21 protein-coding genes and 1 other RNA gene are annotated in these 22215 nt (G+C 33.4%); 19 read left to right on the forward strand and 3 right to left on the reverse strand.

What is annotated here, in order from left to right; translation table 11 throughout:
• Positions 1–11 precede the first annotated feature (11 nt).
• Together ANASTE_RS00260 and ANASTE_RS00265 are read left to right on the forward strand one after the other, a co-directional pair.
• A complete protein-coding gene (locus ANASTE_RS00260; protein ID WP_007048840.1) occupies positions 12–368 on the forward strand; it encodes a GIY-YIG nuclease family protein in 357 nt (118 codons plus the stop codon).
• Entirely contained in the window at positions 368–799 is a 432-nt protein-coding gene (locus ANASTE_RS00265; protein ID WP_007048841.1) for a GNAT family N-acetyltransferase, read from the forward strand. Before ANASTE_RS00260 ends, ANASTE_RS00265 begins: the two co-directional genes overlap by 1 nt.
• Positions 800–812: 13 nt before the next feature.
• Here ANASTE_RS00265 and cysK read toward each other — a convergent pair whose 3' ends face one another.
• The 3 genes from cysK to ANASTE_RS00280 form a co-directional block, all read right to left on the reverse strand.
• Positions 813–1739, reverse strand: coding sequence for a cysteine synthase A (cysK, locus tag ANASTE_RS00270; RefSeq protein ID WP_039944538.1), 927 nt, complete (start codon positions 1737–1739; stop codon positions 813–815).
• Position 1740: 1 nt separating this feature from the next.
• On the reverse strand, positions 1741–3030 hold the full coding sequence (locus ANASTE_RS00275; protein WP_007048843.1) for an O-acetylhomoserine aminocarboxypropyltransferase/cysteine synthase family protein: 1290 nt from the start codon (positions 3028–3030) through the stop codon (positions 1741–1743).
• A gap of 246 nt (positions 3031–3276) precedes the next feature.
• The gene (locus ANASTE_RS00280; RefSeq protein ID WP_007048844.1) at positions 3277–3708 is read right to left on the reverse strand and encodes an RrF2 family transcriptional regulator; all 432 of its coding nucleotides are present in this window, start codon (positions 3706–3708) and stop codon (positions 3277–3279) included.
• A gap of 186 nt (positions 3709–3894) precedes the next feature.
• Between ANASTE_RS00280 and ANASTE_RS00285 the strand changes: the two genes are divergently transcribed.
• The 17 genes from ANASTE_RS00285 (at position 3895) to ANASTE_RS11125 (ending at position 22178) form a co-directional block, all read left to right on the forward strand.
• The gene (locus ANASTE_RS00285) at positions 3895–4128 is read left to right on the forward strand and encodes a FeoA family protein (protein ID WP_007048845.1); all 234 of its coding nucleotides are present in this window, start codon (positions 3895–3897) and stop codon (positions 4126–4128) included.
• A 546-nt stretch (positions 4129–4674) separates the two neighbouring features.
• Positions 4675–4896 (forward strand): FeoA family protein, encoded by a 222-nt coding sequence (locus ANASTE_RS00290; RefSeq protein ID WP_007048846.1) that lies wholly within the window; start codon positions 4675–4677, stop codon positions 4894–4896.
• Between the two features lie 86 nt (positions 4897–4982).
• Positions 4983–7133, forward strand: coding sequence for a ferrous iron transport protein B (gene feoB / locus ANASTE_RS00295; RefSeq protein WP_007048847.1), 2151 nt, complete (start codon positions 4983–4985; stop codon positions 7131–7133).
• Entirely contained in the window at positions 7126–7302 is a 177-nt protein-coding gene (locus ANASTE_RS11610; protein ID WP_007048848.1) for a FeoB-associated Cys-rich membrane protein, read from the forward strand. The genes feoB and ANASTE_RS11610 overlap by 8 nt, the downstream gene beginning before the upstream one ends.
• A 661-nt stretch (positions 7303–7963) precedes the next feature.
• The gene (locus ANASTE_RS00300; protein WP_007048849.1) at positions 7964–8362 is read left to right on the forward strand and encodes a Fur family transcriptional regulator; all 399 of its coding nucleotides are present in this window, start codon (positions 7964–7966) and stop codon (positions 8360–8362) included.
• Positions 8363–8377: 15 nt separating this feature from the next.
• A complete protein-coding gene (locus ANASTE_RS00305) occupies positions 8378–9787 on the forward strand; it encodes a glutamate synthase-related protein (RefSeq protein WP_007048850.1) in 1410 nt (469 codons plus the stop codon).
• A gap of 25 nt (positions 9788–9812) precedes the next feature.
• Positions 9813–10568 (forward strand): ZIP family metal transporter, encoded by a 756-nt coding sequence (locus ANASTE_RS00310; RefSeq protein ID WP_007048851.1) that lies wholly within the window; start codon positions 9813–9815, stop codon positions 10566–10568.
• A 190-nt stretch (positions 10569–10758) separates the two neighbouring features.
• The gene (locus ANASTE_RS00315) at positions 10759–11907 is read left to right on the forward strand and encodes a S1C family serine protease (protein WP_007048852.1); all 1149 of its coding nucleotides are present in this window, start codon (positions 10759–10761) and stop codon (positions 11905–11907) included.
• A 223-nt stretch (positions 11908–12130) separates the two neighbouring features.
• On the forward strand, positions 12131–12811 hold the full coding sequence (locus tag ANASTE_RS00320) for a response regulator transcription factor (protein ID WP_007048853.1): 681 nt from the start codon (positions 12131–12133) through the stop codon (positions 12809–12811).
• On the forward strand, positions 12795–14216 hold the full coding sequence (locus ANASTE_RS00325; RefSeq protein ID WP_007048854.1) for a sensor histidine kinase: 1422 nt from the start codon (positions 12795–12797) through the stop codon (positions 14214–14216). The genes ANASTE_RS00320 and ANASTE_RS00325 overlap by 17 nt, the downstream gene beginning before the upstream one ends.
• Before the next feature lie 557 nt (positions 14217–14773).
• Positions 14774–15517, forward strand: coding sequence for a YebC/PmpR family DNA-binding transcriptional regulator (locus ANASTE_RS00330; protein WP_039944541.1), 744 nt, complete (start codon positions 14774–14776; stop codon positions 15515–15517).
• 223 nt (positions 15518–15740) lie between these two features.
• Positions 15741–16343: a hypothetical protein gene (locus tag ANASTE_RS00335; RefSeq protein WP_007048856.1), complete on the forward strand. Its 603-nt coding sequence runs from the start codon at positions 15741–15743 to the stop codon at positions 16341–16343.
• Between the two features lie 9 nt (positions 16344–16352).
• Positions 16353–17045 carry a spore cortex-lytic enzyme gene (sleB, locus tag ANASTE_RS00340; protein ID WP_007048857.1) on the forward strand — a complete coding sequence of 231 codons (693 nt, stop codon included), beginning with the start codon at positions 16353–16355 and terminating at the stop codon, positions 17043–17045.
• Positions 17046–17053: 8 nt separating this feature from the next.
• Positions 17054–18379 (forward strand): PepSY1/2 domain-containing protein, encoded by a 1326-nt coding sequence (locus tag ANASTE_RS11120; RefSeq protein WP_007048858.1) that lies wholly within the window; start codon positions 17054–17056, stop codon positions 18377–18379.
• A gap of 43 nt (positions 18380–18422) precedes the next feature.
• An RNA gene (gene rnpB, locus ANASTE_RS11250) (RNase P RNA component class A) lies at positions 18423–18761 on the forward strand.
• 125 nt (positions 18762–18886) lie between these two features.
• Positions 18887–20644 (forward strand): ABC transporter ATP-binding protein, encoded by a 1758-nt coding sequence (locus ANASTE_RS00350; protein WP_007048860.1) that lies wholly within the window; start codon positions 18887–18889, stop codon positions 20642–20644.
• A 241-nt stretch (positions 20645–20885) separates the two neighbouring features.
• Positions 20886–22178, forward strand: a complete 1293-nt coding sequence (locus tag ANASTE_RS11125) for a hotdog fold thioesterase (protein ID WP_007048861.1) — start codon at positions 20886–20888, stop codon at positions 22176–22178.
• Positions 22179–22215: the final 37 nt, after the last annotated feature.

Genomic DNA, 22215 nt, shown 5'->3' on the forward strand with positions numbered 1-22215 from the left:
GAATATAGAATATGGATAGAAAAAAAGCATTAAAAGATGAATATAAAAAATCAAAACCTAATATGGGAGTTTATAAAATATCATTTAAAAATAGTGATAAGGTTTATCTCGGTTTAAGTGAGGATTTAAAAGGAACTATAAATTCAGTCAACTTTCAATTAAAGTTAGGTTCTTTTAGAAATAGAAATCTTCAAAATGATTACAAAAACTTTGGCTTTGAAAATATGACAATAGAGATAATAGAAGAACTTGAGCATAAGGAAGATGATAAAGATATTGATTACGTTAAGGAGCTTGAAACTCTAAGAGATATGATAAGTGAAAATTATGATGATATAGAATATATCAAATATAGGAGAAGTAAATAATGATCCAAAGGTTGACTGATAAATATATTGATGATGTTATTAAAATATGGCTTAATGAAAATTTGAATGCTCATGATTTTATTGATAAGGATTATTTTATAAAAAATTATGATATTGTAAGAGAAATGCTTCCAAAAGCCGAGGTTTATATTTGTAAAGAAAATAAAAATGTTATTGGCTTTATCGGTATTGATAACGGATATATTGCGGGATTATTTGTAAGCGATAAATACAAAAGAAAAGGTATTGGAAGTAATCTCATTGGTTTTGCAAAAGACAAATATGAGAAACTGTCACTTCACGTATTTAAGGAAAATAACAATGCTTTAAATTTCTATCTTAAACATGGATTTAAAATCATCAGTAAAGAAATCAATGAAGACACAAACCATTATGAATATTTAATGGAATATAAAAAAGACCTCACTTGAGAGGTCTTTTTTATTAGTCGAATAGTTCCGTGGAAAGATATCTTTCTCCCGTATCAGGCAGAAGCACAACGATGTTTTTATCCTTGTTTTCTTCTCTTTGTGCGATGATGGTAGCTGCTTTTAATGCTGCTCCCGAAGATATACCTACCAATATCCCGTCGCTTTTAGCTACTCTTCTCGCAGCTTCAAATGCGTCTTCATTTTCTATTTTGATTATTTTATCATAAATATCGGTGTCTAAAGTCCCCGGAATAAATCCCGCTCCTATACCTTGGATTTTATGAGGTCCCGGATTGCCTCCCGAAATCACCGCAGATGCGGTAGGTTCAACTGCAATTATTTTTACAGCAGGATTTTTTTCTTTCAAATATTTTCCGACTCCTGACAGAGTTCCTCCTGTTCCTACACCTGCCACAAAATAATCAACTTTACCCTCGGCATCTTTATATATTTCAGGTCCGGTGGTATTATAGTGCATTTTAGGATTTTCTCCGTTTTCAAACTGACTTGGTATGAAGCTGTCTTTTATTTCTTTTTGAAGCTCTTCCGCTTTTGCAATAGCACCTTTCATACCTTTGGCTCCGTCGGTAAGTACTATTTCTGCTCCGTAAGCTTTTAGAAGTTTTCTTCTTTCTATACTCATTGTCTCAGGCATTGTAAGTATAGCTTTATATCCTTTTGCCGCCGCAATGCTTGCAAGTCCTATCCCTGTGTTTCCGCTGGTAGGTTCGATTATTGTGCTTCCTTCTTTTAAAATCCCTTTTTCCTCCGCACTTTCAATCATTGCCTTTGCAATCCTGTCTTTGACGCTTCCCGCAGGATTAAAGAATTCTATTTTTGCTAATATTGTAGCGTCTAAATTATTTTCCTTTTCGTAATTAGTGAGTTCCATTAGCGGGGTGTTTCCCACCAGTTCAGTAATTTGTTTATAAATAGCCATTTTATTTTCCTCCTTTAAAGGCATTTTCTAAATCATAAATTATATCGTCAATATGTTCCGTTCCGATAGATAATCGTATCGTATTTGGTTTTATACCGCTTTTTAAAAGTTCTTCCTCGTTCATTTGTGAATGAGTCGTCGAAGCGGGATGTATCACTAATGATTTTACATCAGCTACATTTGCAAGTAAAGAGAATACTTTGAGTCTATCGATAAATTCTTTTGCATCTTTTTCTGTTCCTTTTATTTCAAAAGTAAATATTGAACCTGCTCCGTTCGTAAAGTATCTGTCATATAATTCTTTTTGTTTCCCGCCGTTCAATGACGGATGATTTACTTTTTCAACTTTAGGATGATTTTTTAAGAATTCAACTACTTTCAATGCATTTTCAACATGCCTTTCTACTCTTAGGGATAGTGTTTCCAAACCCTGCAAAAGAATAAAAGCGTTGAAAGGGGATAAAGAAGCTCCGGTATCTCTAAGTAGTATAGCTCTGATTCTTGTAATATATGCAAGTTCGTTTGCGGCTTCACTGAATTTTATTCCGTGATAACTGTCGGTAGGTTCTGTTAGCATAGGAAATTTACCTGATTTCTTCCAGTCAAAATTTCCGCTGTCCACTATTACACCACCCAGGCTTGTTCCGTGTCCTCCTATAAACTTAGTTGCAGAATGGACTATGATGTCCGCTCCGTATTTTATAGGTCTAAATAAATAAGGAGTGGCGAATGTATTATCCACGATTAATGGTATATCATTCTCATGAGCAATATTTGCTATTGTTTCTATATCAATAATGGTAGAATTTGGATTTCCGAGAGTTTCTATAAATATAGCTTTAGTATTTTCTTTTATTGCTTTTTTAAAGTTATCGGGATCAGCTCCGGATAAAAAAGTTGTTTCAATTCCATAATCTTTTAATGTATGAGCAAAAAGATTGTATGAACCGCCGTAAATTTCCGATGAACTTACTATATGATCTCCGGCTCTTGTTATGTTAAGTACCGCATAAGTTATTGCGGCTGCTCCAGAAGCAGTTGCAAGTCCCGCTTTTCCGCCTTCAAGTGCGGCAACTCTTTTTTCAAAGACATCCTGCGTTGGATTAGTGAGTCTACCGTAGATATTTCCTGTGTCTTTTAAACCAAACCTATCTTTTGCATGCTGTGAATTATCAAAAACATAAGATGTTGTTTGATATATAGGAACAGCCCTTGCTCCTGTTGTCGGATCCGCTTCTTCTTGACCTACGTGTAATTGTAACGTTTCAAATTTATAATTCCTATCGTTCATTTTATTGATTATCCTTTCTTTCGAATTATTGTGTTTTATTTATATAGATACAACACATATACATTCGTCCGTTATGATAATTTTCTTTTTGTCGTTTTCTGATAATGAACATAGTTTTGACCTCTCTTTTAATATTTTATATATTTCCTATATGAATAGTATGAAATAACTATAATATTAAATTTAATAAATGTCAAGAAAAAAATAAAAAAAGTGGAAATATTATCTATTTCCACTTAAAGTAAATTATATTATATAGTCTATCGTATCTTTTTCATCGTCAAGCAAATCTTCCAAAGTTACATTATTGACGTAATTTTCAATTACATTATAAAGTCCTTTCCAAAAAGGCAGCGTTGCACACGAGCCGCTCCTTGTGCATGCGTTTTCTTCCGCTTCTAAACAAGCAATGGGGGCAAGGCTTCCTTCCGTTACTCTTAATATATCACCGGCAGTATATTCTCTGGGTTCCTTTGCTAGTTTATATCCGCCTTTTGGACCTCTTACACTGTTTAAATATCCTACTTTACATAATTGAGTTGTTATTTGCTCTAAATATTTAATGGATATATCCTGTCTTTTGGAAACTTCTTTTAATGTTATATATTTACCGTCATAATTTTTAGCTAAATCTATCATAAGCCTTAGGGCATATCTTCCTTTTGTAGAAATTTTCATTTTATTACCTCGAAAACTATCTTTTTTAAGTTTTATTTAATATACCACAGCTTTAAAATAAAATCAATGAGTGCTGTATTTATAAAATAAATCATGAATGTAAAAAAATTCCTTTTTTCATGAAAAATACTTGACAATTACGTTAGTTAGTGCTAACTTATATGTATAAGTTAGGAGTGACTAACAATGAGTAATGAAAGAGGTGGCGGTATGCCTTTAGTTATGGCCGGTGTCGGAGAAGAAAGTTACATCAAAAGGATAAAAGGTAAAGATGAAACTAAGAATTTTCTTGAAAAGTTGGGTTTTGTTGTCGGCGGAAAAGTTATGGTAGTATCTAAAAATAACGGTAATATCATTGTTAATGTTAAAGATTCCAGAGTTGCGATAAGCAAAGAGATGGCCGCAAGGGTAATGATATAGCCTGCTACGAGCAGTGCAAAGATAAAAATATTAGATAATGTAAACTTGTATACATTATTGTAAATATTTTTAGATTTATAGGGCGACAGCCCCTATGAGGGAAGTCAAAGACTTCACGAATAGGCACTGCGAGTAAATAATGCGAAATAAATCGTTAATTTTTAAACCAGTTTACAAAAATACAAATGTTTGCGGTTTTATAGGGCGACAGTCCCTATGAGGGAAGTCGAAGACTTCACGAGTATGTACTGGGATTAAGAACCTCGTAAGCTGTATGATTGTCAGTCTTTTGCATAGAGTTAATGTTAAACTCTTTTAATATAATTAAATTAGGATATAAAATTAATCATTGAATATAGTTATGGTAATTTTTTAATAAATTTGTTTTAAAGTTTGTGATAATTTAATTGTTACAAACATGTTGATTCTGTTAATAAATGCTTTTTAATAAAAATGCTTTTATTATATATTTAAACCAGACATTGTTGATTGGTTTAGACGTCTTTATATTTATTTATAATTTATACGTAAGAAAGGAAATTTAATATGCAAGCATTAAATACTTCAAAATGCGGTTCTACCGTTAAAGTAAAAAAGCTGCACGGTGAGGGTGCGGTAAAAAGAAGAATGATGGATATGGGAATTACAAAAGGCAGTGAAATCTTTATTAGAAAAGTAGCTCCTTTGGGAGATCCTATAGAAGTTAAGGTAAGAGGTTATGAACTTAGTCTCAGAAAAGCTGATGCTAAGATGATAGAAGTAGAATAAGGTTATTTAAGCAGAGTCAATCTCTGTTAATTTTCAAGCTATTGGTTAGCTATGACTAACAATATCGATTAAGGAGAAATTAGGTTATGATAAAATTAGCACTTGCAGGGAACCCTAACTCGGGGAAAACCACGTTATTTAATGATTTGACCGGAGCCAGCCAATATGTAGGCAACTGGCCGGGTGTAACGGTAGAAAAAAAAGAAGGCAGAGTTAAAGGAGATAGGGAAATTCATTTGGTGGATTTGCCGGGTATATATTCTCTTTCTCCGTATACTCTTGAGGAAGTTGTATCAAGAAATTTTTTACTAAATGAAAAGCCTGACGCAATAATAAATATCGTTGATGCTACAAATTTGGAAAGAAACTTGTATTTGACAACACAGCTTGTTGAACTTGGTATTCCAGTTATTATTGCTCTTAATATGATGGATATCATCAAGAAAAAGGGCGAAATAATAAATACTAAAAAGCTTGAAGAACAAATAGGATGTAAAGTTGTTGAGATTTCGGCTCTAAAAGGAGAAGGAACAAAAAATCTTATTTCAGAGGCTAAAAAAGTTAGCTGTGAAAAGAAAAAGATAGATATTAAACATACTTTTGATTCAAAAGTAGAGAAATCATTGATTGAAATCGAAGAAATTATAAAGGGTAAAGTAAAAGAAGATTTACTTCATTGGTACAGCATAAAGCTTTACGAAAGAGATGAAAAAGTTTTAGAAAAGATTTCTTTAAATAGAGAAGATAAAAAGAGTATTGAAACAATTATAGAAAAATCCGAAAAAGAATTTGATGATGACAGTGAAAGCATCATAACAAACGAAAGATATACATATATCACAAGCATAATCGACAGTTGTTTCAAAAAGAGAAATAAATCTCTCATGAGTACCTCTGATAAAATCGACAGGATAGTTACAAACAGGATTTTAGCTATTCCTATATTTGCGATAGTTATGTATTTGGTTTACTACATTTCTATTTCAACAATAGGTACAGCCGCAACTGACTGGGTAAATGATGTACTGTTCGGAGAAAACGGTATCCCCGGCGTAATAGGCAGTTTCCTTGTCAGTGTAGGAGCTGCGGAGTGGCTACAATCGCTGATACTTGACGGTATAGTAGCCGGAGTAGGGGCAGTACTCGGTTTCCTTCCTCAAATGTTGGTATTGTTCCTATGTCTGGCAATTTTGGAAGACTGCGGATATATGGCTCGTGTAGCATTTATTATGGATAGGATATTTAGAAAGTTCGGGCTTTCGGGAAAATCTTTCATTCCTATGCTTATCGGAACAGGCTGCGGAGTTCCCGGAGTTATGGCAAGCAGGACCATTGAAAACGAAAGAGACAGAAAAATTACCATAATGACTACTACTTTCGTACCTTGTTCTGCAAAACTTCCTATCATCGCTTTGATTGCAGGGGCATTATTCCCGGGAGCGACTTGGGTAGGTCCTTCGGCTTATTTCCTTGGTATTGCCGCAATAGTATGTTCAGGTATCATCCTTAAAAAGACGAGACGTTTTGCGGGCGACCCGGCTCCGTTTGTAATGGAACTTCCCGCATATCATATACCGGGTGCAAAAAGTGTACTTATCCATATGTGGGACAGAGCTAAATCTTTCGTTAAAAAAGCAGGAACGATCATTTTCCTTGCTTGTGCACTTATTTGGTTCCTTCAAAGTTTCGGCTTTGAAAACGGATCGTTCGGTATGGTCGAAATGGACAACAGTTTACTTAAATCCATCGGAAGTTTGATAGCTCCTTTATTTGCTCCTCTCGGATTTGGAGACTGGAAAGCTGCAGTTGCTACAGTAACGGGTTTGATTGCAAAAGAAAATGTCGTTGGTACTTTCGGTATACTATACGGATTTGCCGAAGTAGCAGAGGACGGAGCGGAAATTTGGGCTAATGTTGCCGCTGCATTTACACCACTTGCAGCATATGCATTCTTAGCATTCAATCTATTATCAGCTCCTTGCTTTGCCGCAATAGGTGCAATGCACAGAGAGTTCGGTAACGGAAAATGGACATTATTTGCTGTCGCTTATCAATGTTTGCTTGCTTACTGTACATCTTTATCAATATATCAAATAGGTATGTTCGTGACTGGTCATGGATTTACGATACTTACCGCAGTAGCTTTCTTGGTTGTGATTGGTTTTATTTATCTCCTTGTCAGACCATACAAAGAAAAATATGATTTATCCGGAAAAGAGGCGCTTTTAAATGCTTAACTTTATTATAAATAATATAGCAACTATAATAATAACATTGATACTTTTAGCGTTTGGATATGTTGCTGTAAAATCGTTGTTTAAGAGTCATAAGAACGGAAGCAGTATCGGCTGCGGAAATGACTGCAGTCACTGCGGACATTGTGCGGGTATACAAGATAAAAAATAATTAAATGAAAACAGACTGTTCTGATAATCAGTCTGTTTTCTTGTTTTAGGAGAGCAAAATAAAAAATTTAAAATATATAAGGTTATAAGTTGTATAAACTAAACGATGCAAATTTTTCCGTAAATGGGGATTTGACTTTATTATAAGCCCTTAGATAGTTTATAAGTATATGTTTCTTGATTTTATATTTTTGTTTGATGAGATAATTGAAGTCAGTAAAAAATCAGAGGATATAAATATTTGAAATTTAAATGATATGAACTGAATGGTTACAGATTTTTATATGTAGGTCTTGTTTTTCGTTTTTAATATTATATTTACAATTAATAATATTGCCTTTAAATAAAGTTGATTAATTTTAAGGTGTTTATATTTATTTTTTCATTCTCTGATATGTTATAAATTATGCAGTATGTATTTTATGTCTTTATACACCGTTAAAAAATATATTTTAGTAAAATAAAATAACAAATATAAATAAGTATTCATATGATAGTATTGTTTAAATTATTAAAAATACTATGATTTATTTCAACTAAATCAATTGAATAAAACACTTTAATATAATATCATAAAGAGGAAGAAATGATCTTCCTCTTTTTTTAATAATAAGAATGATTGCTATTTTAAACGTTTTACAATATAATGGGAGTACAGAATAATGGAAAATACAAGAAATACGATTCAGAAAAAAATAATATTTAATACATTAAAATCTATGAAGGAACATCCTTCCGCACAGGAAGTATATGAAAAGGTTCATGAAAAACATTCTACAATAAGCAGAGCAACCGTGTTCAGGGTGTTGAATAATCTAGCCTCTTTAGGGCATTTAAATCGTCTTAGAATGCCTGATATGCCCGATTTGTACGATTATAAAACGACCGGGCATTATCATATTAAATGCAGAGAATGCAATGATATAAAAAATGTGGAAGTGGAGTTTCTAAATGATATAGATAAAGAAGTCGAAAATGACAGCGGGTATAAAATATTAAATCATAATCTTGTATTCGAGGGTATTTGCCCAACTTGTCAAAAAGATATGGATAAAAAATAATAGAGGAGGCTTATCATGGTTTATAAATGCAGTGTTTGCGGTTATATTTACGATGAAGAAAAAGAAGGTAAACCCTTTAGTGAATTAAAGGAATGTCCTGTTTGTAAACATCCTGCAAGCGTATTTGTTAAGGTCGAAGAAAAGTTAAATAAAAAAGAAGTAAAAGAAGAAAATAAAAAACAAGATAATGTAAAAAGTGACTCTCTTGAATACGAAAGTGACTATAGAAGAATTGACGAAACTTGTCGTTATATGACTCAAATTCACGAAATGGCAGTGAGCGGTAAACCTATTATCGAAGCTATGGGAACGAAAATGAGTATGCCGGGCTTTGATGATATTTTGTTTTTGGGTGCTCAGCTTAATCCCATGCCTTTGGATGAACATGCGTTTGTCAGAACTACTACTGTAATAGGTAAAAATGCAAAGAGACCTATGATTTTGAATAATCCTGTGTATATATCTCATATGTCCTTTGGAGCACTGTCAAAGGAAATCAAAGTTTCTCTTTCCAAAGGAAGTGCAATGGCGGGAAGTGCGATGTGTTCCGGCGAAGGCGGGATTTTAAAAGAAGAAATGGAAGCGGCAAATAAGTATATTTTTGAATATGTTCCAAATAAATATAGTGTGACCGATGAAAATTTAAAAAATGCAGATGCGATCGAAATAAAAATAGGACAGGGAACAAAACCCGGAATGGGAGGTCATCTTCCGGGAGGAAAAGTAACTCCAGAAATTGCCAAGGTAAGAAACAAACCTCTCGGTAAAGATATAATAAGCCCTTCCAAACTTGAAGGGATAAACACAAAAGAAGATTTGAAAAATCTTGTTGATGAACTTAGAGAAAGGTCTGACGGAAGACCTATAGGTATAAAAATTGCAGCGGGAAGAATTGAAAGAGATTTGGAGTACATAGTTTATGCGGGAGCAGATTTTGTCACTATTGACGGAAGAGGCGGTGCAACAGGCGCAAGTCCCAGAATAATAAGAGATTCTACAAGTGTTCCTACTGTCTATGCTTTATATAGGGCAAGAAAATATCTTGACAGCGTTAAGTCCGATATGGAGCTTGTCATTACCGGAGGACTTAGAGTATCATCCGATTTTGCAAAAGCTATTGCAATGGGTGCGGATGCGGTTGCCATTGCTTCTGCGGGATTAATGGCTGCTGCATGTCAGCAGTATAGGATATGCGGAAGCGGAAATTGTCCTCTCGGTATTGCTACCCAAGACCCTGAGCTTAGAAAAAGACTTAAAATAGATAAAAGCAGCAAGAGAGTTGCTAATTTCTTAAACTGTTCTTTGGAAGAAATAAAGACTTTTTCAAGGATAACGGGACATGATGATATTCATGATATGAACGTAGATGATTTATGTACCATAAACAGAGAAATCTCTGAATTCACAAACATACCTCACGCATAACTAAATATTTTTTTAGGGAGATATTATGAACCTTGTCATTATAACCGCTATTGGTGTCGGCGGTGCGACAGTAGTCGGAGCTTTAATAGGATTTTTATTTAAAGTTATTTCACATAAATTCAGTGATGTCGTTCTCGGTTTTGCCGCAGGGATAATGCTTGCGGCAAGTATGATAGGACTTATTATTCCTTCTATAGAAAGCGGCGGAAAACATGGCATATGGATAAGTGTACTCGGGATTCTTATCGGCGCATTATTTTTGGATTTTGCAGATAAAATAACACCTCATCTGCATAGGCTCACCGGAATGGACAGAGAAAAACATAGTTCGAATGCAAAGATAAATAAAGTAATGTTATTCGTGCTTGCCATTGCCATTCATAATCTTCCCGAAGGAATGGCTGCGGGAGTTGGTTTCGGAAGTGATAATATAAGCAGTGCGATGATAGTTGCTATTGGTATAGCTCTTCAAAATATACCCGAGGGTATGGTCATAATATCTCCGATGTTATTAAGTGGTGTTAGTAAAAAAAGAACGCTTGTTATTGCATCTTTGACGGGAGTCATAGAAGTTGTTGGAACTTTTATAGGCTATTTCCTTGCCGATATATCAGGTACGGTTCTTCCGTTTTTGCTTGCATTTGCTGGCGGAACAATGCTTTATATAATCAGTGATGAAATGATACCGGAAACACATTCTCATGGATTTGAAAAATATGCTACTTATTCTCTGCTCGTTGGATTTATAGTTATGTTGATAATGGATTTTTATATATCTTAAAAATGAAAAAAAGGACAAATTTTTATTTGTTCTTTTTTTATGTGATAATACAGTGAAGATTTTTAAGCTTTTTTATTGTTTACTTTTCAAAAATTAGTTCATAAAGGTTTAATGCCAATTCATACCTCCTTCATAGGTTTTTCACATATCAAGCATATACTTTATTTAAAGAAACGAGGAGGACATAATAATGGATAATAATATAGATAATGTAAATAAATCAGATAAAAAGAGAAGGACCGCGATTTTTGCTTTGATAGTAGCGGCTATGATGATAACTTCCACAGTGCTCGGCTTTGTAGGAGGATTTGCGGCAAATAAATTTTTAGGATCCAATAAAGCCGATGGAGTTACATCCACAAGTATCCCCGTAGCTTCAACAACTTCATCGGAAAGCGGGAATATGAATGTTTCAAATGTAGTTAAATCCGTTAAAAACAGCGTTGTTTCCATAGAGTGTGAAAGCCAAAGTCAGGCTCAAATAAATCCTTTATACGATAGCGGAAGTTCAACTTCCAAATCGGCAGGAAGCGGCGTTATAGTTACGACAGACGGATATATAGTTACAAATAATCACGTTGTTGACGGAGCAGATAAGATAACCGTTAAGACTGCCGATGAAAAAAGCTACACCGCAAAACTCGTAGGTGTTGACAGCGAAACAGATATAGCTGTAATAAAGATCGAAGCCAAAGGTCTTAAGAGTGCTTCTTTCGGAAAATCATCAACACTTGAAGTAGGCGATGAAATTGTTGCAATAGGTAATCCTTTGGGTGAGCTTTCCGGTACAGTAACAAATGGTATCGTTTCTGCACTTAGCAGGGAAGTAACAATTGAAAACGAAACGATGAATCTTATTCAAACAAATGCTTCTATTAATGCAGGAAACTCAGGTGGAGGACTATTCGATAAGAACGGATTGTTAGTTGGGGTTGTAAATGCGAAAGCTGCGGGAAATAATGTAGAGGGTATCGGTTTTGCAATTCCTATCGATACTGCTAAAAATGTAATTGAACAGATAATGGATTATGGATATGTAAAAGGAAGAGTTACAAGCGGACTTACACTTATAGATATTTTAGATGAAAATACTGCAAGACAATATAGTGTAAACGAACTTGGGGTTTATATTTACAGTGTAGCTGAAGGTTCAAATGCCGAAAAAGCAGGTTTAAAATCAGGCTATATCGTTAAATCCGTAAACGGGACTAAAGTTGAAAGTGCAAGCGACTTTAAAGCAGTGATTAAAAAATTAAAAGTCGGAGATAAAATAAAAGTAACTGTATCGAACGGTATGAGTGAAGGTAGTGTTGAATACAAATTAAGTGAAAAAAAGTAGTATAATAAAACAGGAACAATTCAAAAGTGTTTCACACAAAATACACAAACTTTTGGTAATATTACGTTGTAAGCAAAATGCTTATGGATAGTGAGTTGTACTTGTACAACGAACAATTCCCTCTTTTAAAAATATGTAATCTAATATTACCGGTGCCAAGGCACCGGTAATATTAGTATATGGGATAAATTTGTGGTATAATATATAAAAATAGGAGGTAATTATGCCAAGAATATTAATAGTTGATGATGAACCTAAAATTGCAGAACTTATAAATAAATATGCTACTTTTGAAGGTTATGATACAGTGGAAGTCAATGACGGGATGAAAGCCATTGAAATATGTAAGGTCGAAGATTTCGATATTATAGTCATGGATATTATGATGCCGGAATTAGACGGATTTTCCGCTGTAAGAGAAATAAGAAAGACTAAAGATACTCCTGTTATTATGTTATCCGCAAGAGGAGAAGAATATGACAGGATACATGGATTTGAAGTAGGTGCCGATGATTATGTTGTAAAACCTTTTTCTCCTAAAGAGCTTATGATGAGAGTAGAGGCAATACTTAAAAGGACTCAAAATAAATCGGATAAAGAAAAAGAAAATATAATAAATATCGATGGGATTAATATAGATCTTGCCGCAAGGATTTTAAGAATAGATGGTAAGGTTGTAAGTTTAACTCCAAAAGAATATGACTTGCTGACATTTTTAATAGAAAATCAGGGGATAGCCTTATCCAGAGAAAAAATTATTTCAACAGTTTGGGGATATGATTATTACGGAGATGACAGAACATTGGATACTCATATCAAACTACTCAGAAAAAATTTAGGTCCTTATTCAAATAGGATCGTTACTCTAAGAGGAGTAGGTTATAGATTTGAAAAAGAAGACTGATTTAAGTCTTAAATGGGAGATGTTTAAATTCTTTGCTATCTTTATAGCCGTAGCACTTATACTACTATGGCTGTTTCAGATAGTATTTTTGGGCACCTCTTATAAATTGATTAAGACCAGAGAAATCAAATTCTCAGCAAATAAGATCGTTCAAAATTTTAACGAGGATTATATTGAACAAATTGCTATGTCCAAAGATTTTTGTATTTTAATCATGGACAGCACAGGAAATAATATTTTTTCTATTAAGACTACACCAAGATGTACTATCCATAGATTATCTGCCGAAGGTATAAATTATTATGTAAACAGGGCGATGAAAAACGGCGGAGAATATTTGGAAAAATCGGCTTTAAGAAGAGATGATAAGGAATACAGATTTGGTAATATTATTTTTTCAAAGCCTGAGAGTATAGTGTATACCAGGATAGTAAATGTAGGAGACAGCTTTTACGTAATGATGCTGGATTCCAATATTTCTCCTATAGATGCAACGGTAAGCACTCTCAGAGAACAGCTTATATGGATCACATTGCTTCTTGTTATACTTGCGGGGCTTCTTGCTTTTGCTATTTCCAAGAAGATTGCTTCTCCTATAGAGAAGGTAACAAAAAAGGCGAAAAAGCTGGCAAAGGGAGAATATGAACCCGAAGATTTTGACGGAGGCTATAAAGAAATCAACCAGCTTGTTAATACTCTAAATTATGCGGCGGTTGAAATAGATAAGAATGAAGAATACAGAAGAGAACTTATAGCAAATGTATCTCACGACCTTAGAACACCGCTTACAATGATAATCGGATATAGTGAAATGATAAGGGATTATCCGGAACAGGCTGAAGCAGATAACATCCAGACTATTATAGATGAAGCCAAAAGATTAAGTAGTTTGGTCAATGACACATTGGACTTTGCCAAGTATGAATCCGGAGCTATTGAACTGAATAAGAAAGATTTTAGCTTGACCAAGGAAATCGGAGATATCATAGAAAGATTTTCAACATTTACCGATTATAATATTGTATTCAATCATGATGAAGATATTATGGTAAATGCGGATGAGCTTCAAATATCTCAAGTCATATACAATCTCCTTACAAATGCAATCAACTATACCGGTGATGATAAACTAATAACTATAAATCAAATAGTTAATGAGGGAAAAGTAAAGATCGAAATAATCGATACCGGTGAGGGTATTGCGGAAGATAAACTTCCCGATATTTGGCAGAGATACTATAAGATAGATAAGACCCATAAGAGGTCCATTGTCGGAAGCGGGTTAGGTCTTTCCATTGTTAAGACGATACTTTTAAGACACTCTGCTGAATTCGGAGTTAATAGTAAAATCGGAGAAGGAAGTACTTTCTGGTTTGAACTTGATATTTTAAATAATAAGGAATAAGCTTAGCTTATTCCTTTTGTTTTTTAATTGGAACATATAAAATATATAGAAAAACAAAATTAAATATAATGATTTTTTTGAATGTACTATTTTTAAATCCCAAATATTTTAATCCTTATATAATAATGGAATTTACATCTAAATCGTTAAAAGTGTAAACTTATAATATGAATAATGATCGAATATATTATATGATTTTTAGAAAAAGTAAAAGTTATCTTGATATTAAGGATTTATTATTACGTCTTTAATTTTGGACTTAAAAAAGAATATAATGATATATCGGAAATTATTTCTAATAATATTATAATAAAATCAGACTGAAAATTAACTAAGAAATCTTTAGATGTGTATTCCTAAATTTAGTTGAGATGATAAAAATGATATAATACTAATAGTTATTGACTTATTTAGAGGAATTTATTTTCTTTAAAGGTTTAACGAAACTAAAAAATTACTGATAAAATGCTATAAATTGATATAACTGTATCCTAATTTATTGAATAAAATAATACTTTATGATATAATATATGGCAGTAAATTTACGGAGGGATAATATGTCAGGACATTCAAAATGGTCAACAATTAAACATAAAAAAGCGAAAACAGACGCTCAAAAAGGTAAAATATATACAAAGATGGCGAAACTTATCGCCGTAGCAGCGAGAGAAGGCGGAGCAGACCCTGATCTGAATGCTAAACTTAAAGACGCTATCGCAAAGGCTAAGTCTAACAATATGCCTAACGATAACATCGAAAGAGCTATTAAAAAGGGTGCGGGAGAACTTGGTAACAGTGTCTTCGAAGAAATCACTTACGAAGGTTATGGTATCGGCGGTGTTGCTGTCATAGTCGAAGCTCTTACAGATAATAAAAACAGAACTGCCGGAGATGTTAGATATTACTTTGATAAAAACGGCGGGAACTTGGGAACCAGCGGATGCGTTTCATTCATGTTTGAAAAGAAAGGTACTATACTCGTAGATAATGACGGAAACGTAGATGAAGAAGAGCTTATGATGATTGCTTTAGACAGCGGTGCTGAAGACTTTGATGTGAGCGATGATGGATTTGAGATAACGACTACACCTGAAACTTTTTCTAAAGTATGTGATGCATTGGAGGAAAATGTAATAAAAACAGCTTCTGCCAGTGTTGAAATGGTTCCAAGCAACTATACAAAGCTTGAAGATGAAGCGCAAATCAAGAAGTTTGAAAAAATGCTTGAGATGTTTGAAGATAATGATGATGTTCAGGATGTTTATCACAATGCTGAATTTCCAGATGATTACGAAGGATAATTAAAATATATATTATAAAATCAAAGAGTCTTATTAAAGGCTCTTTTTTATTTTCAAATAATTATTTGATAAATTTTTTCTTTTTGTTTAATTCTCTATATAAAGTCAATAATTTAATGATTTAAAATACGGTTTTTTCATTCAAGATATCTATGTGTATAAAATTTCCCTATATGGTTAAAATATGAAATAATCAAATATCCACAAAGGAAGTAATGGGATTATGAATAATTTAAATTTAAAAGATTTGCAAAAGAAGATTTTTAATAAAAAAAATATACCTATACTTATATGCGTTATGTGTATAGGGTTAAGTGTTACATTGGCAGCCTGTTCTATGGAGCATGACAGCGACCCAAAAGCGGAGACTAAAAGCAATGAATACGACGATGTAAAAAGTTCCGTTCAGGAAGCAAAAACAACAGAAAATACTAAAGTTACTTTTAAGAGGTACTATACGAAAACTCAGAGTATAAAAGAAGAAACCTCGATGATAGACTCGGATAAAGTCGGACTCGGAGAAGAAGCATTCGGAGCGGAATATGAAAGTTATACAATCGAAAGTTTTTCTGCAGATAACGTGGTTCTTATAAAAGATATAGATTCTTATCCAAAGGGATATTATAAGATTACCGCTCTTAAGGATAACGGAGATGAATTCATAGCTGTGTATGAATATGATAATGACGGTAAAGAGAAACTGCTGGAAGTAACGGAGACACCTCTAGAACTTCTTGACAGTGATACCATTAAAGAAATAAAAGAGGGTATTGTTGTCGAAGGAAAAGATAAATTATATACAGTTTTACAAAATTATGCTGAGTAAGGAGAAAATATGAAAAAGAAAAGTAAGATTATTTTATTTTTGGTATGTGCGGTTTTCAGTGCAAGTATTATTTTAGTCAATATTTATGCTGCGAACTATGTTTATTACGGTTCGCCTGCTGCACACGTCAAACCTGTACAGGAGAAATTAAAAAGATGGGGATATTATGACGGAAGCGTGGACGGGAAGTTCGGTGCCGCAACGGAAAAAGCCGTTAAGTATTTTCAAAGGAAAAACGGACTTACACAAGACGGCAAAGCAGGAAAGAGTACTTTAGAAAAGATGGGATTATATAATTTACTTTCATCTTCGGGAAGTACTTCCGCAGGTTCGTCTTCGTCATCCACTAATTCTAATGATGTAAATTTGATTGCGAGAGCTGTTAACGGTGAAGCCAGAGGAGAACCTTATGAAGGTCAGGTCGCCGTTGCCGCAGTTATATTAAATCGTGTTAAGTCATCGTCTTTTCCAAACAGTGTAAGCGGTGTTGTTTATCAAAACGGTGCCTTTGATGCCGTTGCAGACGGACAAGTAAATCTATCGCCGAATGCTTCTTGTGTAAAAGCAGCGAAAGATGCGATGAACGGCTGGGATCCGTCGGGCGGAGCGATTTATTATTATAATCCCAAGACCGCAACCAATAAATGGATAAGAACGAGACCTATTATCAGAACGATAGGTAATCATGTATTTTGTAAGTAGGTGAAGGAATGAAGAAAAATATATTAATCGGATTTTTACTTGTAGTTGTCGTTACTTTAGGCGTATTTTCTTATACCGGGACTAAAGCAAGCGGAAGTTTGGAGACTGCTGTTACCAACAATTATGAAAAGAGCCTGTCTTCGCTTTTAGAAAGCTTTGAACAGATGAATTCCAGACTATCCAAGCTTTCTGTAAGTAATGATGATAAGTTTATAAAAAAAGAATTAGTCAATTTGTATGGATTAAATCTATCAATAAATGAAAATATCAACTCACTTCCCATAAACCATTCTGCAGTGGTTGAAGCCAGCAAATTTTTAAATAAGACTACAAATTATTATTATTCTTTGATAACAGCAAATAAAAAAATAACATCCAAAAATAAAGCTGATATCAAGAATATATATACCGCAAGCGATAAAATATTCAAAAGATTAGATGAGATGAATAATGAAATAAGATACAGTAAAGACGGATATAACTGGGTGGAAAACAGTAATGTATTCATGGCCGATACAAGTACAAAAATAGATAACAGCTTCAAAGCTACCAATGAAGAGATCAATGAATATCCTACACTGATATTCGACGGACCTTTCTCGGATTCTATAAAGACTGATGAAAAGATAAAAGTAGGAAGTAAAGATATTACCAAAGAAGAAGGGCTTGAAACTGTAAGAAAATATATAGGCGGTAAAGCCGAAGTAAGTTATGATTCTTTTGATAACAGTAATATCGAATGTTATGTTTATAAGTATAATTTAAATAATACTTCTTATTATGTTTATGTAAGTAAGAGCGGTGGAAAAATAATCACCGTCAACAGTAACTACCTTGCGGCCGAAAATTCAAACAGAACCATTGATATCAAAGAGGCTATATCCATAGGTAAAAAGCATCTTGAAAATATGGGAATTAAAAACATGGAAGAAAACTACTATGAAACGGATTCAAATGTAGTTACCGTAAATTATGCTTATAATCAAGACGGGGTTACTTGTTATCCCGATTTGGTAAAAGTTAAAATAAGTTTGGTAAATAAAAAAGTAGTGGGTATGGAAGCTACAAATTACTATACAAACCATAAAACAAGAAATATAGATAAAAAAATATTAAAATTAAAAAATGCAAGAAATAAAGTTAGTAAAGACTTTAAAATAACAAAAGAAAGACTTGCTCTGATACCAACGGAAACGAACAGCGAAAAGTTATGTTACGAATTTAAAGGAACAAAAGATAAAGAAACATTTATTATTTATATAAACGCAAAAACAGGTGATGAAGAAAATATTTTAAAGGTCGTAGAGGCTGATGACAGTATTTTAACAATGTAATATTTTGTTGAAAAAAGTATTTAAAGATGATATAATTAGCCGAAAAGCAAGTCGTTTGATCGCTTTATATAAAGAGGAAAGTCCGAGCTCCATAGGGCAATAGTGCCGGCTAACGGCCGGTTAGGGTAACCTAAAGGAAAGTGCAACAGAAAGGAAACCGCCCGTAAGGGTAAGGGTGAAAGGGTGAGGTAAGAGCTCACAGTTAGGTAGGTAACTATCTAGACGTGTAAACCCCACTAGGAGCAAGACCAAAAAAGAACTAGGCTTTTGCCGGTCGGCTGCCCGCTGACGGTTCGTGGTAGGTCGCTTGAACTTATTGGCAACAATAAGTCTAGATAGATGATCATTAAAACAGAACTCGGCTTATGAACTTGCTTATAATAAAAGTACCGACGGTGCTTTTATTTTTTTATTTGAGTTTACGTTTATACTTGATTGATAATAAAAGTGAATTAATGTATAATGATGTAGATTTATTACTTAAGACTAACAAGAAAGGAGGACAAAATGTCGATATTTAAAAAATTTATAAATTATTATAAACCATATAAAAAGTTATTTTACTTCGATATGTTTTGTGCGATTATAGTTTCGATAGTTGATTTGGCTTTTCCTCAGATACTAAAATATTTGACCAACGGTCTTTTTACGAAGGGTACAAGCGTTATAGTTAAGTATATAGGTATAGTGGCAATACTGATGTTTGTTATGTATATAATAAGGACTTACTGTGAGTATTTTATCACTTCATGGGGACACATTATGGGTGCAAATATGGAAAGCAATATGCGTCAGGACCTATTTGACCAGTATCAGAGACTTTCATTTTCTTATTATGACCAAAATAATACAGGGGATATGATGTCGAAACTTGTTTCCGACCTATTCGATATTTCCGAGCTTGCACATCACGGTCCGGAGAATATATTTATTTCCACATTTAAAATCGTAGGTTCGTTTATATTCCTGGCGTTCATAAGCGTTCCTCTAACGATGATATTAGTTGTTATAACCATAGCAATGCTTGTTTTCTGTTTGATTTTAAACAGGAAAATGCAGGCTACCTTTACCGATAACAGAAAGAAAATTGCGGGGGTGAACTCTGCGGTGCAGGATAGTTTGTCGGGGATAAGGGTAGTAAAATCGTTTGCTAACGAAGATATAGAACATGAAAAATTTGATTACAGCAATAGGATGTTTTTAAATTCAAAGACTGCTCAGTACAAGATGATGGGTAAATATCATGCAGGTACATCGTTCTTCAAAGGGCTTTTGTACCTGGCGATAATAGTATGCGGAGGGCTTTTTGTAGCTTACGGAAAAATGAATGTTGCTGACCTTGCAGTTTATGCTCTATATATAGGTATATTTATTACTCCCGTAGAAGTCCTTATTAATTTTACCGAGCAGTTCCAAAAGGGATATGCGGGATTTAAGCGTTTCTTGGATGTTATAGAATTAAATCCGGATATTGTTGATAAAAATGAGGCAGACGAGCTTAAAAACGTAGGCGGAAATATTGATTTTAATAATGTTTCATTTTCTTATGAAGAGGGGAGTAAAGTCCTCAGTAATATTAATATTCATATCAAAAAGGGTAAAACAGTTGCTTTGGTCGGACCTTCAGGCGGAGGGAAAACGACTTTATGTTCTTTGATACCGAGATTTTATGATGTGGATAAAGGCGATATATTAATAGACGGACAAAACATAAAAGACGTAACTCTTAAATCCCTTAGAAACTCTATCGGTGTCGTTCAGCAGGATGTATATATGTTCGGCGGGAGTATAAAGGATAATATCGCTTACGGTAAACCGGGAGCTACCGATGAAGAAATAATTGAAGCCGCTAAAAATGCAAATATCCATGATTTTATAATGGAACTCGAAGACGGATATGATACTTACGTAGGGGAGAGAGGAACAAGACTTTCCGGAGGACAAAAGCAAAGGATCTCCATTGCCAGAGTATTCCTTAAAAATCCCGAGATACTAATACTTGATGAAGCGACTTCCGCACTTGATAATGAAAGCGAAAGACATATTCAGTTATCTCTTGAAAAATTATCAAAGGATAGGACTACTATAGTTATTGCACATAGATTAAGTACTATAAAAAATGCTGATGAAATCATAGTAATAGTAAACGGAAGGACTACCGAGAGAGGTAATCATAAGGATTTGATAGCTAAGAACGGTCTGTATGCAAAATATTATAATATGCAGTTTGAAGGGCTTGAAAAATTTGATATTTACGAAGATTAAAATGACAGCTTTATGCTGTCTTTTTTATTATTTGTATTTTATTTAAATATAATTTGATTAATAAAATATAGGTTAAATATTTGTACTTATATTTTATATTTTAAAAGTTATTTTATAGCTAATATATAAAAACTGTAAAAATAATAAATTAAGTGATATACTTGATTTTATAAAAAGTCATTAATTTATAAATTATTTTTATATATGATTAATAAAAAAGATATAAAAAGAGGTCAATGTTTTGATAAGAGATTTACTTTTAGAAACTTACGGAAAATATTTAGGCGGAGATTTAGTAAATACAGTACTTTCAAAAAATGAAGTAATGGTACACGCCTGCGGAAAAATAGACGGATACGAATATACGAATTCCGTTGATGCATTAGATATGGCGATAAAAAAGGGCGGAAGATATATTGAAGTGGATTTGTCACTTACCAAAGATGAAAGAGTAGTTTGTGTGCATAAATGGGATAAAAATACTTTTGAAAGACTTGGTATAGCTTATCGCACAGAAGGTTTAAGTTATGATGAATTTATGAAGTCCAAATATTATGACAATTATTCCACTATGGATTTAGATATGATTATAGATTATTTAAAGAAATATGAAGATCTATATATAATGCTTGACGTGACGAAAGATTTGGATGAGGAAGATACAAAAAAGATATATGAGTTGATCATAAAAGGATTTGAAGAGAATAAAAAATTGCTTGATAGAGTTGTTATCGAAGGCGGGAGTATAGAAATGTTTGAAGCCATAAACTCTATATTTGATTTTCCCAATAAGCATTTTTATTTGACCGGAAAAGATATAAATGAAGAAAGAGTAGATGAAATTCTTGAATATATAAAAAATGACGGACATTTTGTGAGTGTAAGTTCTCACAAAAAAAATGTAAAAGTAGATATAATAAGAAAAGTCCATAAACTTGGGATCGTTTATATAACATATCCGATAAATGAACCTGCAGAAGCTTTGAAATATTTTAATTTCGGAGTTGATATAATTTGTTCATCGGAACTGACCAAAGAGGATTTTTTAAAAGAAATAGAAAATATGTCCCATGAGGATAAAGTGAGATTATTCTTTGAAAAGGATGTATTTGCCGTAGATACTGCGGGTGCATATATAGTAAGTATTTCGGAAGATGAAGCTGAATGTGCGATGAAAGTCGAACATAAACATATAAATGGTTCGGGGATAGTACAAGGCGGTGCTTTATTTACCCTTGCGGACTTTGCCTTCGGCGTCCTTGCGGATTCTAAAGGCTATCCCCAAGTTTCCGTAAGTAATACTATTTCATATTTAAGACCGGGAGAAATGGGGGATATACTTACTGCCGTGGCGAGAGTTGTTTCAAAAGGAAATAAGATTTGTTTTTATAAAGTCGATATTTATAATCAGGATAATAAACATTTGGCAACTATGGACGTTACGGGGTACATTAAAACATTAAATATTAAAATAGCATTTTTTATTATTGTTTTGATTATCAAAATGCTTTATAATGATAGCCAATATAGTTAATTTTTCGGCTATATCAGCTATTTAGCTTGGGAGAAAA

It is taken from the genome of Anaerofustis stercorihominis DSM 17244, from assembly GCF_000154825.1.
GTDB lineage: Bacteria > Bacillota > Clostridia > Eubacteriales > Anaerofustaceae > Anaerofustis > Anaerofustis stercorihominis.

Coding starts and splice junctions, on each gene's coding strand:
- ANASTE_RS00265 (WP_007048841.1), top strand. CDS start 368: ATGATCCAAAGGTTGACTGATAAATATATTGATGATGTTATTAAAATA.
- sleB (WP_007048857.1), top strand. CDS start 16,353: ATGAAAAAGAAAAGTAAGATTATTTTATTTTTGGTATGTGCGGTTTTC.
- ANASTE_RS00290 (WP_007048846.1), top strand. CDS start 4,675: ATGCAAGCATTAAATACTTCAAAATGCGGTTCTACCGTTAAAGTAAAA.
- ANASTE_RS00285 (WP_007048845.1), top strand. CDS start 3,895: ATGAGTAATGAAAGAGGTGGCGGTATGCCTTTAGTTATGGCCGGTGTC.
- ANASTE_RS11120 (WP_007048858.1), top strand. CDS start 17,054: ATGAAGAAAAATATATTAATCGGATTTTTACTTGTAGTTGTCGTTACT.
- ANASTE_RS00335 (WP_007048856.1), top strand. CDS start 15,741: ATGAATAATTTAAATTTAAAAGATTTGCAAAAGAAGATTTTTAATAAA.
- ANASTE_RS00300 (WP_007048849.1), top strand. CDS start 7,964: ATGGAAAATACAAGAAATACGATTCAGAAAAAAATAATATTTAATACA.
- ANASTE_RS00350 (WP_007048860.1), top strand. CDS start 18,887: ATGTCGATATTTAAAAAATTTATAAATTATTATAAACCATATAAAAAG.
- ANASTE_RS00305 (WP_007048850.1), top strand. CDS start 8,378: ATGGTTTATAAATGCAGTGTTTGCGGTTATATTTACGATGAAGAAAAA.
- ANASTE_RS00275 (WP_007048843.1), bottom strand. CDS start 3,030: ATGAACGATAGGAATTATAAATTTGAAACGTTACAATTACACGTAGGT.
- feoB (WP_007048847.1), top strand. CDS start 4,983: ATGATAAAATTAGCACTTGCAGGGAACCCTAACTCGGGGAAAACCACG.
- ANASTE_RS00330 (WP_039944541.1), top strand. CDS start 14,774: ATGTCAGGACATTCAAAATGGTCAACAATTAAACATAAAAAAGCGAAA.
- ANASTE_RS00260 (WP_007048840.1), top strand. CDS start 12: ATGGATAGAAAAAAAGCATTAAAAGATGAATATAAAAAATCAAAACCT.
- ANASTE_RS00320 (WP_007048853.1), top strand. CDS start 12,131: ATGCCAAGAATATTAATAGTTGATGATGAACCTAAAATTGCAGAACTT.
- cysK (WP_039944538.1), bottom strand. CDS start 1,739: ATGGCTATTTATAAACAAATTACTGAACTGGTGGGAAACACCCCGCTA.
- ANASTE_RS00310 (WP_007048851.1), top strand. CDS start 9,813: ATGAACCTTGTCATTATAACCGCTATTGGTGTCGGCGGTGCGACAGTA.
- ANASTE_RS00280 (WP_007048844.1), bottom strand. CDS start 3,708: ATGAAAATTTCTACAAAAGGAAGATATGCCCTAAGGCTTATGATAGAT.
- ANASTE_RS00315 (WP_007048852.1), top strand. CDS start 10,759: ATGGATAATAATATAGATAATGTAAATAAATCAGATAAAAAGAGAAGG.
- ANASTE_RS11610 (WP_007048848.1), top strand. CDS start 7,126: ATGCTTAACTTTATTATAAATAATATAGCAACTATAATAATAACATTG.